This window comes from Paenarthrobacter sp. AT5 (genome assembly GCF_032764245.1).
In the GTDB taxonomy this organism is placed as follows: domain Bacteria; phylum Actinomycetota; class Actinomycetes; order Actinomycetales; family Micrococcaceae; genus Arthrobacter; species Arthrobacter ureafaciens.
In genome coordinates this window covers 1,223,116-1,234,790 of sequence record NZ_CP136441.1, presented here as the reverse complement: position 1 = coordinate 1,234,790, position 11,675 = coordinate 1,223,116, and the positions used below count along the sequence as shown (strand labels likewise).

The 11,675-nt window shown below is 64.2% G+C and carries 11 protein-coding genes; all 11 read right to left on the bottom strand.

Annotated features, from left to right (window positions below; translation table 11 throughout):
- Window positions 1-10 precede the first annotated feature (10 nt).
- Window positions 11-760: an FtsB family cell division protein gene (locus RI444_RS05765; protein ID WP_062095679.1), complete on the bottom strand. Its 750-nt coding sequence runs from the start codon at window positions 758-760 to the stop codon at window positions 11-13.
- A 168-nt stretch (window positions 761-928) separates the two neighbouring features.
- Window positions 929-2,209 (bottom strand): phosphopyruvate hydratase, encoded by a 1,281-nt coding sequence (eno, locus tag RI444_RS05760; protein WP_021471528.1) that lies wholly within the window; start codon window positions 2,207-2,209, stop codon window positions 929-931.
- Window positions 2,210-2,329: 120 nt separating this feature from the next.
- Window positions 2,330-3,019, bottom strand: a complete 690-nt coding sequence (locus RI444_RS05755) for a MazG nucleotide pyrophosphohydrolase domain-containing protein (protein WP_021471529.1) — start codon at window positions 3,017-3,019, stop codon at window positions 2,330-2,332.
- The gene (locus RI444_RS05750) at window positions 2,997-4,139 is read right to left on the bottom strand and encodes an adenosine deaminase (RefSeq protein ID WP_021471530.1); all 1,143 of its coding nucleotides are present in this window, start codon (window positions 4,137-4,139) and stop codon (window positions 2,997-2,999) included. The genes RI444_RS05755 and RI444_RS05750 overlap by 23 nt, the downstream gene beginning before the upstream one ends.
- Before the next feature lie 28 nt (window positions 4,140-4,167).
- Window positions 4,168-4,854, bottom strand: a complete 687-nt coding sequence (locus tag RI444_RS05745; RefSeq protein ID WP_031216242.1) for a DedA family protein — start codon at window positions 4,852-4,854, stop codon at window positions 4,168-4,170.
- Between the two features lie 193 nt (window positions 4,855-5,047).
- On the bottom strand, window positions 5,048-5,716 hold the full coding sequence (locus RI444_RS05740) for a DedA family protein (protein ID WP_021471532.1): 669 nt from the start codon (window positions 5,714-5,716) through the stop codon (window positions 5,048-5,050).
- Window positions 5,717-5,727: 11 nt separating this feature from the next.
- Complete coding sequence (locus RI444_RS05735) at window positions 5,728-7,038, bottom strand: thymidine phosphorylase (RefSeq protein WP_021471533.1); 1,311 nt, start codon at window positions 7,036-7,038, stop codon at window positions 5,728-5,730.
- On the bottom strand, window positions 7,035-7,433 hold the full coding sequence (locus RI444_RS05730; protein ID WP_021471534.1) for a cytidine deaminase: 399 nt from the start codon (window positions 7,431-7,433) through the stop codon (window positions 7,035-7,037). The genes RI444_RS05735 and RI444_RS05730 overlap by 4 nt, the downstream gene beginning before the upstream one ends.
- Window positions 7,434-7,437: 4 nt before the next feature.
- On the bottom strand, window positions 7,438-8,727 hold the full coding sequence (locus RI444_RS05725) for an ABC transporter permease (RefSeq protein WP_207604977.1): 1,290 nt from the start codon (window positions 8,725-8,727) through the stop codon (window positions 7,438-7,440).
- Window positions 8,724-10,091, bottom strand: a complete 1,368-nt coding sequence (locus RI444_RS05720) for an ABC transporter permease (RefSeq protein WP_207604978.1) — start codon at window positions 10,089-10,091, stop codon at window positions 8,724-8,726. Before RI444_RS05720 ends, RI444_RS05725 begins: the two co-directional genes overlap by 4 nt.
- A complete protein-coding gene (locus RI444_RS05715) occupies window positions 10,078-11,601 on the bottom strand; it encodes an ABC transporter ATP-binding protein (RefSeq protein ID WP_021471537.1) in 1,524 nt (507 codons plus the stop codon). Before RI444_RS05715 ends, RI444_RS05720 begins: the two co-directional genes overlap by 14 nt.
- Window positions 11,602-11,675: the final 74 nt, after the last annotated feature.

Here is an 11,675-nt window from a genome sequence, read left to right as displayed (position 1 = left end):
GGCACCGCGTCTAGTCTGTTGCCGATCGTCTGATGGACTCCCAAAGCGCATCCACCCAGGGCAAGTTGGCCGGGTTTTCGGATGTGCCGGAGCCGGTGCGGCCCCCAGGCGTTCCGGCGGCATCTTCCCCGCCAAACACCCAGTATCCCGTTTCACCCGGCATAACCATGTTAATGCGGTCGCGGGCCTGCTGTTTCACGTAGTTGGGGTCCTGCCACCGCGATAGCTGCTTGTTCAGGTCCTCCTGCTCGGCTTCCTGCGCCGCGATTTCCGCTTCCAGGGCCGAGATTTCGGAGCGTTTCTCGAGGAACACCTTGACCGTGGGGGCCAGCATGACCGTGATGGCAATCATGACCACTGCAAAGGCCAACAGGCGTCCTGAGAAGGCCTTGGCCGGTACCGGATCGATGCTTTCATGATCACCGGGGACCTGTTTGGCGCCTCCTGACTTACTGTCCGGAGCGGAGGCCCCGCGGAGGGAAGGAGCGGATTTCGACGGCGTGCCGGTACGCGCGGACGGCTTCCTCACGGCAGTCGCGGCGCCGGCACCGTTTGGCCCGCCCGTTGCTTTTCCCTTGATGGCGCTACCGGTCGTTCCTGCCGGCGTGGTCGAGGGGCTGCTGCCGAATGAGGCCTCGATGATCTCCCCGGCCGTTTCATCGGCGGGGCCGCCGGCCTGGTGGCGTTCGGAGGCGGGCGGGGAGCCGGACTGCCTGCCGAGGGCGTCGGCCCTGGGTACCTTTGGACGACGGGTGGCCATGACACTCCTGTAATGCCCGGTGCTTGCCTGGCGGGTTGCTGCGCTTGCCCTCGCGCCTGACATTCTTGCGTTGGTTCCTTGGCCCGCGGTCCAGCAGGCAAGCGTTAAACAGAACCGGCGGCTATGGTCTTTCCACCATAGCCACCGGTCAGCTGTTTTCGCGGAAGGCTAGCCCTTGAAACGCGGGAAGGCGCTGCGTCCGGCGTAGCGTGCAGCGTCGTCCAGTTCTTCTTCGATGCGCAGCAGCTGGTTGTACTTGGCTACGCGCTCGGAACGGGCCGGGGCACCGGTCTTGATCTGGCCGGCGTTGGTGGCAACGGCGATGTCGGCAATGGTGGTGTCCTCGGTCTCGCCTGAGCGGTGCGAGGTGATGGTGGTGTAGCCGGCGCGCTGTGCCAGGGACACGGCGTCGAGCGTCTCGGTCAGGGAACCGATCTGGTTGACCTTGACCAGCAGCGAGTTGGCCGTGGCGGCGTCGATGCCCTGCTGCAGGCGGACCGGGTTGGTCACGAAGAGGTCGTCGCCAACCAGCTGGACCTTGTCGCCGATCGTGTCGGTGAGGGTCTTCCAGCCTTCCCAGTCGTTCTCGTCCAGCGGGTCTTCGATGGAGACCAGCGGGTAGTCGGCAACCAGCTCGGCGTAGTAGGCGCTCATCTCGGTGGAGTTCAGGGCCTTGCCTTCGAACTGGTAGGCGCCGTCCTTGTAGAACTCGGAGGAAGCGACGTCCAGGGCCAGCGCGATGTCCGTGCCCGGGGTGTAGCCGGCGTTCTTGATGGCTTCCTGGATCAGGTCCAGTGCAGCGCGGTTGGACGGCAGGTTCGGAGCGAAGCCGCCCTCGTCGCCGAGGCCCGTCGAGAGGCCCTTTTCCTTCAGGACGGATTTGAGGTTGTGGTAGACCTCAACGCCCCAGCGGAGACCCTCGGAGAAGGTCTCGGCGCCGATCGGAGCGATCATGAATTCCTGGATGTCAACGTCGGAGTCTGCGTGCGAGCCGCCATTGAGGATGTTCATCAGCGGGACCGGAAGAACGTGGGCGTTCGGGCCGCCCAGGTACTTGTACAGCGGCAGGTCAGCCGAAGCTGCGGCGGCGTTGGCGACAGCGAGGGACACGCCGAGGATGGCGTTGGCGCCGAGCTTGCCCTTGTTGGACGTGCCATCGAGGTCGATCATCGCCTGGTCGATGCTGCGCTGGTCCGTGGCGTCGAAGCCGATCAGGGCCGGGGAGATCTCGTCGATCACAGCGTCGACGGCCTTCTGGACACCCTTGCCGAGGTAACGGCCCTTGTCGCCGTCGCGGAGCTCAACGGCCTCGTGCTCGCCGGTGGAGGCACCGGAGGGAACTGCTGCGCGGCCGATCTGGCCGTCGGAGAGCAGGACCTCTACTTCTACGGTCGGGTTTCCGCGGGAATCAAGGATCTCGCGGGCGTGGATGGCATCGATAAGCGCCATGGATGTGCTCCTTATGGTGAAGCGATTTACAGGAATCTAGAGGGGAATTCTCGACGTCCTCGTCGCTACTAGCGTAGTCGAGAGTGGCTTAGGTTACGGAACGGTTTCCTCGGGAGCACGTCACGAATGCCGTTCGTGACCATCGTGGAAGGCGCGCACGGCCTTCCGGAGTGCACGTTCGGCGTCGAGTCCCTGCCGGTGGGCGCCGGCGACGACGGCGAGCAGCAGCTCGCCCAGCCCCTTTTCGGAGTCCGGCACCGCAACAGGCCCGACGGCGGCCCGCGCACCTTGCTGATCGATGGCCAGGCCGGCGCGCGCGGCCCTGTCCAGCGATTTCTGCGCCGCCGCCAAGGCAGGCAGGTGCGGCGGGATTCCCTCAAACGGATCAGCGCGCTCCGGTTTCTCGGCGCGTTTGGCCGCATCCCACCGGACGATGATTTCCTCGACGCTGGCCGGGAAACTCTCCTGCAGGGAGCCGTCGGCCTTGAAGACGTGCTGGTTCCGCCGGATCATCTTGGCGTTGATGCCCTCTGCAACGGCTTCGAAGTCGAAACTGCCGCGCTCCTCGGCGAGCCGGGCGTGCAGCACCACTTGAAGCAGTACGTCGCCCAGCTCACCGCGGAGTTCCTCATCAACGGAACCGGCTTCGATCGAATCCACTACCTCGTAGGCTTCCTCGATCAGGTATTCCACCAGCGATTCATGCGTGAGCGCACCCATCCAGGGGCAGTGCTCACGCAGGGCACCGATTGTTTCGATAAGCCGGTCGATGCTGTTGGCGGGCTCCTTAGCCGAGGTTGGCGTAGGCATCGTTGATGTACTCCACCAAAGCCTCGCGCTCATCCAGCGGCAGGAAAGCCGCCTCGGCAGCATTGAGCGTCAGTTCCAGGAGATCATCGAGGTCGTAATCGAAGGTTTCCACCAGGAGTTCGAACTCGTCCGTCAGGGTCACCCCGCTCATGAGCCGGTTGTCCGTGTTGATGGTGACGTTGAAACCGAGCTGGAAGAGCATGTCCAACGGGTGGCTTTCGATGCCTTCGCCGAAGTTGGCGATCGCACCCGTCTGCAGGTTGGACGAAGGGCAGATCTCCAAGGGAATTCCCCGGTCCCGGACCCAGCCGGCCACGTTGCCCAAGGTGACCAGGCCGACGGTGCCCTCGCCGTCGTCGTCGGCGTTGTCTTCGAACTCAACCGTGATGTCCTCCGCGATGCGGACGCCATGGCCCAGACGCAGCGCGCGGCCGTCCACCAGGGCTGACTGGATGCTCTCCAGGCCGGCGGCCTCACCCGCGTGGACTGTCGCCGGGAAGTTGTTGGCCGCCAGGTACGTGAAAGCGTCCTTGAACCGGGAGGGCAGGAAGCCGTCTTCCGCTCCGGCGATGTCGAATCCGACGGCGCCCCGGGTCCGGTGGCGGACGGCGAGTTCGGCGATCTCCTGGCCACGGTCAGCGTGGCGCATGGCGGTGATCAGCTGTCCCACCTGGATCTGCCGGCCGCTTTCGTCGGCTGCGTCCACGCCCGCTTCGAGTCCGGCCTGGACGGCTTCCACGGCTTCGTCAAGCGTCAGGCCTTTCCGGAGGTGCTGCTCGGGAGCCCAACGGACTTCGCCGTAGACCACGCCATCCTCGGCGAGGTCTTCCACGAACTCCTTGGCAACCCGGAAGAGACCTTCCTTGGTCTGCATCACGGCAATGGTGTGGTCGAACGTTTCGAGGTAGCGCACCAAGGAACCGGAATCCGCCGATTCGCGGAACCATTCACCCAGTGCCACCGGATCCGTCGAAGGAAGGGTGTGGCCCACGGCTTCGGCCAGTTCGATGATGGTGGCAGGGCGCAGGCCGCCGTCCAGATGGTCGTGCAGGGAAATCTTGGGAAGACTCTTCAGATCAAAGTCGAGGGCAGGGGCAGCGTCAACAATTGGCTCAGTCACAGACCAACTCTAGGGGGATGACAGGTCCTTAGCCAGCAGGCTTGGAGAGGTCAGCGCCCACAACCGGCTTGCGGTCCACAGCGGGCGCGGCAGATTCAGAGGCTTCCCGGGCGGCTGCGCGCGCAGCGTCCTTACGCTCCAGGTACTTGTGCCACCAGCGCAGGGCGTGGTCTACGACGATGCCAAGAAGCACGGCGAACGCCACGGCGATGCCAACGCCCAGCAAAGGATTGTTGTGCACCCACTGGCCAGCGAGGAGTCCGATGCCGATCGAGTAGCCCACCCACGTGATACATGCGAAGGCATCAAGGATGAAGAAGGTGCGGTGGCGGAAGCCGGTCTGGCCGGCCACGTAGTTCACGGCCACGCGACCCCACGGGATGTAGCGGGCGGTGAAGATGAGCACGGCTCCGCGCTTGTCCAGTTCGTATTGCGCCCACGCGAACATTTTCTGAACCTTGGGCCGGCGCATCCACTTCCACCGGGTGAGCCCGATCTTCCTGCCGAGCATGTACGCCATGTTGTCCCCCGCCATGGCACCGATGAGGGCCGTGAAACCCAGGATCCAGAGGTTCGGCTGGCCGCTGTGGAGGGACAGTGCCGACAGGCCTACGATCGCTGTTTCGCTGGGGAGGATGGTGGCGAATCCGTCGATGAAGAAGAACACCAGCAGTACCGGGTAAATCCAGGGCTGCCCGGCTGCATGCTCGAGCATTTCGTTCAAAAACTCCACGCGGCGGTAGCTCCTAGATGAATGTGACTTGACACTGTGACGTAGATCGCTCTTAGTGTCCCATGGCCGGGACGTCGTTCGCTACGCCCCAGCCTCGGGATCACACGTTTAACGCTAGCTGCGCGGCGGAGGTTCCGGCGTCACCCGACGGGGTGATCTTGGGCTACCTGCAGGCTCATACCGTAGGTGGAGCCCCGGTGCCTTCTTCCGTTGGTTTCTGGTCCTCAAGAAGGTTCTTCCCGTCCAAGGGAGCGGCCCCGCGCACTTTGCTGATGATGCGGTCAATGATGATGCCCAGGATGATGGCCACCACGATCGCGATCACAGCTCCGAGCAGATGGTTGTCTTCGAACCAAACACCGAAGAAATACCCGAGGACCACCGAATAGCTGGCCCACAAGACGGCCGACAAAGAAGTGAGGGCAACAAACCGGCCGTGATGGAAGTGCGTGGCACCGGCCGTGAGGTTCACTGCCACCCTGCCGATCGGAATGAACCGGGCCACCATGATCAGCGAGGCCGACCGCCGTCGAAGTTCTTTCCCGGCCCAGCGGAAGGCGCCCTGCATGCGCTGGGTGCGCATCCAGCGCCACCGCCGGATCCCGATGCGGGCGCCGATGATGTAGGCGATGTTGTCCCCGGAGAATGCCCCGATGGCCGCCACCACCCCCAGCAGCCAGACGTTCGGTGAGCCGCTGCTGCCGGAGACAGCACTCAAGCCAACCACCACCGATTCGCTGGGAATCGGCGGGAAGAAACCATCGATCAGGCAACAGGCCAGCACCAGGAACAACACCCACGGCTGTTCGGCCGCGGCGAGGATGAAATCATTGATGGCCTGCACGGTAATTAAGCCTAGGCGATCCTGTCGATGATGAGCCGGTGAGCGGGACGGGATCCCTCCGGCGCGATCACCACCGCGTTAGCCAGGGCTTCCTTGGCACGATCGAACTTCTCCGGAGTGTCCGTCAGCAGTGTCATGAGGGGCTCCCCTGCACGGACCAGGGCACCCGGCTTCGCGTGGAGGCGGACGCCCGCCGCTGCCTGGACGGTGTCTTCCTTCCTGGCCCTGCCCGCGCCCAGGCGCCAGGCAGCCACGCCCACCGAGAGGGCATCCAGCTCCACCAGGACGCCGTCCGCCGGGGCGTACACCACTTCCGATTCCTTGGCCACGGGCAGGGCAGCGCGCGGATCTCCGCCCTGGGCCTCGATCATCCGGTTCCACACATCCATGGCCCGGCCGTCCTTCAGGGCCGCGGCAGGATCGGCGTCGTGGATGCCGGCACCGGCCAACATTTCTTCAGCGAGCCGTACCGTCAGGTCGACGACGTCTTCCGGGCCGCCGCCTGCCAGGACCTCCACGGACTCCTCCACCTCAATGGCGTTGCCCGCGGTCAGCCCCAGCGGCGTGGACATATCGGTCATCAGCGCAACAGTGTGCACCCCGGCGTCCTTGCCCAACGCCACCATGGTTTCCGCGAGTTCCCGGGCCCGGGCCTCGTCCTTCATGAACGCACCCGAACCCACCTTCACGTCCAGCACCAGCGACCCCGTGCCCTCGGCGATCTTCTTGCTCATGATCGACGACGCAATCAGCGGGATGGCTTCGACGGTGCCCGTAACATCGCGGAGGGCGTACAGCTTCTTGTCAGCCGGGGCCAGCCCGGAGCCCGCCGCGCAGATCACTGCTCCGACGTCCTGGAGCTGGGCCATGATTTCCGCGTTGCTGAGGTTCGCGCGCCACCCGGGAATGGCTTCCAGTTTGTCCAGCGTGCCCCCGGTGTGACCCAATCCGCGGCCGGACAGCTGCGGCACTGCCACTCCGAAAACGGCCACCAACGGAGCCAGGGGAAGAGTGATCTTGTCCCCTACCCCACCGGTGGAGTGCTTGTCGCTGGTAGGTTTCCTGCCGCCGTCGGGCGTTGTCAGCGACGAAAAGTCCATCCGCTCCCCGGAGGCGATCATCGCGGCCGTCCAGCGGGAGATCTCGGCCCTGTCCATGCCGTTGAGCAGGATGGCCATGTTCAGTGCCGCCATCTGCTCTTCGGCAATGACCCCGCGGGTGTAGGCGTCAATGGTCCAGTCGATCTGTTCCGGCGTCAGGGTGCCTTTGTCCCGCTTGATGGTGATGATCTGGACGGCGTCGAAGGCTTCAGTGCTGGTCACGGGGTTTCCTCCAGATGTTCCGGACCGAAGGCGTCAGGCAGCACCTGGTCCATGGTTTTGACGCCTTGGCTGGTCATGAGTTGCATGCCGGGCGCCCGGAATTCGTAGAGCAGCTGCCGGCAGCGTCCGCACGGCATCAGGATGCCGCCGTCGCCGTCCACGCAGTAAAACGCCACCAGCCGTCCGCCGCCGCCCATGTGCAACTGGCCCACCAACGTGCACTCGGCGCAGAGGGTGAGCCCGTAGCTGGCGTTCTCCACATTGCAGCCGCTGATGATCCGGCCGTCGTCGGTGAGGGCTGCGGCCCCCACCGGGAACTTGGAGTAGGGCGCGTAGGCCCGGTCCATGGCGTCTTTCGCCGCGGCTTCCAGCGCTTGCCAATCGATGTGGCTCATCACGTCACCCCTTCACGTACGGTATGCCGCTGGCCGCGGGCGGCCTGGACCTGCCCACCAAACCGGCGACGGCGAAGATGGTCACCAGGTACGGCAGCATGGCCATGAACTGGCTGGGCACCGGAGTACCAATAATGCCCAGAATCGACTGCAGGTTGTAGGCGAAACCGAACAGCAAGGATGCCAGGAAAGCGCCGATCGGGTTCCAGCGGCCGAAAATGAGCGCAGCCAGGGCAATGAAGCCGCGGCCTCCGGAGATGTCCTTGGTGAAGGAGTCGATGGTCACCAACGTAAACACCGCTCCGCCGATGCCTGCGATGGCCCCGCCCAGGGTGACGTTCCAGAAGCGGGTGGCGTTTACATTGATGCCCAGGGTGTCGGCGGCCTGCGGGTGCTCACCAACGGCCCGGACCCGGAGGCCCCACCGCGTCTTGAACAAACCGAACCACACAACAGCCACTGCGATGTACATCAGGTAGCCGGCCACGGACTGCTCAAAAAGAACCGGCCCGATGATGGGGATATCCGAGAGCAGCGGGATCGGCAGGATGTCCAGGCGGCCCGGGGTGTTGAACTGCTCTTTGTTCGGTGCCATGACCGTGCCGAACAGGAAGCCGGTGAGGCCTGATACCAGCACGTTCAGGACCACGCCCACAATGATCTGGTTCACGAGGTACTTGATGCTGAAGACCGCCAGCACCATGGAGACGGCGGCGCCCGCGGCAGCAGCGGCGAGCAGCCCGACGTAGGGGCTGCCGGTCACGGTGGCCACGAGGGCAGCGGTGAAAGCCCCGCCCAGCAGCTGGCCCTCAATGGCGATGTTGACCACGCCTACCCGCTCACAGAGCACACCGGACAGGGACCCGAAGACGAGGGGAACCGCCAGCGTCACCGAGCCTGCCACCAGGCCGGCCAACGAGATGGACGGTTGCCGGGCGCCGGCCACAATCCACACGAGCACGGCAAAGACGAAGACCACGGCGAAAGCAATGGGCAACCACTTCGGTGAACGTTCTCCGCGCGTCCAGAGGTAGATCGAGTAGGCGGCCATGGCCAGGAGCAAAACGGCCAGCACAATGCCGCCGGCCTGGCCGGGAATCATCAGCGCAGGGATCTGGACCGCGTCGCCGGGATCGCTGACCTTCATCTCGGCCGTTTGCCCGGAGCCCAGCAATCCGAAGAAGACCAGTGCAACAAGGGCCAGGACGCTGAGGGAAACAGGGACTTTCAACGAGGGGCGGAAGCCCGGAAGGGACGGAGCTCCGGCCCGGGGGGCGGTTGCTGTTGCGCTCATTTGGCACCTCCGGTGGCGTTGGCGAGGGCGGCCTTCCGGGCTACCTTTTTCTTCTTCTTGGTGCTGTCCAACCGGAAGATGGACTTGATGAGCGGCGGGGCTGCGATAAACAGGACGATCAGCGACTGCACCACCAAAACTATGTCGATGGGTGTTCCCGTCTGGATCTGCATCTGCACGGCTCCCGCGCGGAATGCGCCGAACAGGAGGCCGGCAAAGAACGTGCCCCACGGTGTACTGCGCCCCAGCAGGGCCACGGTGATGGAGTCGAAGCCAATCTGTGCCGCGACCCCGCCGGTCAGGACCTTCTCGGTACCGGCTACCTGCGCCACGCCGCCGAAGGCTGCGAGGGCTCCGGCGAACGCCATGACGAGGATGGTGGCCCGCGGAACCTTGACCCCGGCCGTGCGGGCAGCAGCGGGATTTGCGCCGACAGCACGGAATTCGAAACCAATGGTGGAACGGTTGAGCATCCACCAGACACCTGCCGTCAGCGCAACGGCCACCAGGAAGCCCAGGTGCAGCCGCGAGCCGGGTATGAGCACGGGGTAGGTAGCCGATTCATCCAGCCGGGGCGAAATGGGGCTGTTGTCCCCCGGACGCCGGAACGCCGCGGTGTTCAGGAGGAAGTCGAGCAGGAACAGGGCCACGTAGTTCAACATGATGGTCACAATGACCTCGTGGGCGCCCGTCCTGGCCTTGAGGAGGCCCACAACGCCTCCCCAGACCGCTCCACCCAGGACCCCCATAATGATGACCACCAGCAGGTGCAAGCCGAAGGGAAGGTCCCAGGCGAAGCCGACATAGGCGGCCAGGGTGGCGCTGATGATGATTTGGCCCTGGGCACCGATATTGAACAAACCTGCCCGGAAAGCCAGGGCCACGCCCAGGCCGGCGCAGATCAGCGGGGTGGCTACGGTCATGGTCTCCAGCAAGGGCATGAGGCCCTGCCGGGGGTTGAAAACCGCTCCTTGGAAGAGGGCAACGTAGCTCTTGGTCATGGCGCCCCAGAGCGCCGAAAGGAAGTCGGTGGGGCGGGCAAAGAAGTACCCTGCGGTCCTGGCGACTCTGTCGTCGGTGCTGGCGATCAACAGGCCGCCGAGGATTAAGGCAACAAGGACGGCCAGGACGGAAACGAATCCATTCCCCATGACGATCCGGCGGAACAGGCTGCCTTGCTGGTGTCCGACGTCTCCGCTCTGGGAGGACACCGGAACAATGGACGGTTCCAGGGTGCCGCCCGCAGTGTCCAGCGCGACGTCGGCGGCCTGGACATCGGTGGTGGATTCCTGCCGTGCCGCTTCCGCGGCCGGTTCATTCTTCTTCTGATCGCCAGGGTTGCCGGTCGGTTCACTGGGTGTCATCGGAGCCCCCTTCCGGGCTGACGCCGGCCATCATCAGGCCGAGGGTGTCGCGGGATGTACCCGAGGGAACGATGCCCACGAGCTTGCCTTTGTAAATCACCGCAATGCGGTCTGCGAGCTCCATGACTTCGTCGAGTTCCGTGGAGACGATCATCACCGGCGTTCCCACATCCCTCTCCGCGACGATTCGCTTATGCAGGAATTCGATGGAACCGACGTCCACGCCGCGGGTGGGTTGGCTTGCAATGAAGAGCCGCAGGGGGCGGGACAACTCACGGGCCATAACAACCTTTTGTTGGTTGCCGCCCGACAACGTCCCTGCCGCAGCGCCCGCGGACGGGGTGCGGATATCGAACTCCTCGATCTTGGCCTTGGCGTTCTCGGCCACTTTGCCCGGGTTCATGCTGACGCCGCGGGCAAAGGGAGCTTGGTCGTAAAGGTCCAGCACCAGATTCTCGGCCACGGAGAACGGACCCACCAGGCCATCTACGGTGCGGTCCTCCGGAACGAAGCCGACGCCGGAACGCAGGACGTCTTTCACCGGCAGTCCCAGCAACTGCTTTCCGTCGAGGGTGACCGATCCGGTCACGTGTTCCTGGACACCAAGGATCGCTTCGGTCAGCTCGGTCTGGCCATTGCCCTGGACACCTGCGATCGCAAGGATCTCGCCTTGGGCGATGTCGAAGCTGATTCCGTCCACGATGTTGGTGCCGTTTGGCGCCCGCACCGTCAGGTTCTCCACCTTGAAAGTGGTCTCCTTCGGTTGGGCCACGGCTTTATGCAGACTCAGGCTGACAGGCCGGCCAACCATCATGGACGCAAGCTCTGCCGCAGAAGCAGTCGGCGGGGCATCGCCGACTACTTTTCCACGGCGGACCACGGTGATGACGTCCGAGACAGCCTTGACCTCACGCAGCTTGTGCGAGATGAACACGATCGATGTTCCGCCGGCCTTAAGCTGCCTCATGATGTCCAGGAGCTCATCGGTTTCCTGCGGCGTGAGCACGGCGGTGGGCTCATCCAGGATCAGCACCTTCGCCTCCCGGACCAGCGCCTTGATGATTTCCACGCGCTGCTGGACCCCAACCGGGAGGTCTTCCACCAAAGCATCGGGATCGACGTCGAAGCCGTACTTTTCGGAGATATCGCGGATCTTCCGGCGGGTTTCGTCCATGCTGAGGACGCCGCCTACGGACGTTGGCTCCGCGCCGAGCGCAACGTTCTCCGCGACGGTGAACACCGGGACGAGCATGAAGTGCTGGTGCACCATGCCGATCCCTGCAGCCATGGCGTCCCCCGGTCCCCGGAAAGCTACCGGTTGGTCGTCAACGAGGATTTGTCCGGCCGTAGGCTCATAGAGTCCATACAACACGTTCATGAGGGTTGATTTTCCGGCACCATTCTCGCCGAGGAGGCAATGGATCTGTCCGGATTCGACCACAAGGTCGATGTCTTGGTTGGCGTAGAAGCTCCCGAATGCCTTCGAGATCCCCTTCAATTCGAGTTTCACAACTCCCACCGTTCTGTGAGTCCGAGGGACGGCTGTATTGCTCACTACCTGTAGGCAGCAGCGTAGTCAGGGCA

Excerpts from the sequence above, each read along its gene's own strand:
- eno (WP_021471528.1), bottom strand. The coding sequence starts at position 2,209 with ATGGCGCTTATCGATGCCATCCACGCCCGCGAGATCCTTGATTCCCGC.
- RI444_RS05720 (WP_207604978.1), bottom strand. The coding sequence starts at position 10,091 with ATGACACCCAGTGAACCGACCGGCAACCCTGGCGATCAGAAGAAGAAT.
- RI444_RS05730 (WP_021471534.1), bottom strand. The coding sequence starts at position 7,433 with ATGAGCCACATCGATTGGCAAGCGCTGGAAGCCGCGGCGAAAGACGCC.
- RI444_RS05755 (WP_021471529.1), bottom strand. The coding sequence starts at position 3,019 with ATGCCTACGCCAACCTCGGCTAAGGAGCCCGCCAACAGCATCGACCGG.
- RI444_RS05745 (WP_031216242.1), bottom strand. The coding sequence starts at position 4,854 with ATGCTCGAGCATGCAGCCGGGCAGCCCTGGATTTACCCGGTACTGCTG.
- RI444_RS05725 (WP_207604977.1), bottom strand. The coding sequence starts at position 8,727 with ATGAGCGCAACAGCAACCGCCCCCCGGGCCGGAGCTCCGTCCCTTCCG.
- RI444_RS05765 (WP_062095679.1), bottom strand. The coding sequence starts at position 760 with ATGGCCACCCGTCGTCCAAAGGTACCCAGGGCCGACGCCCTCGGCAGG.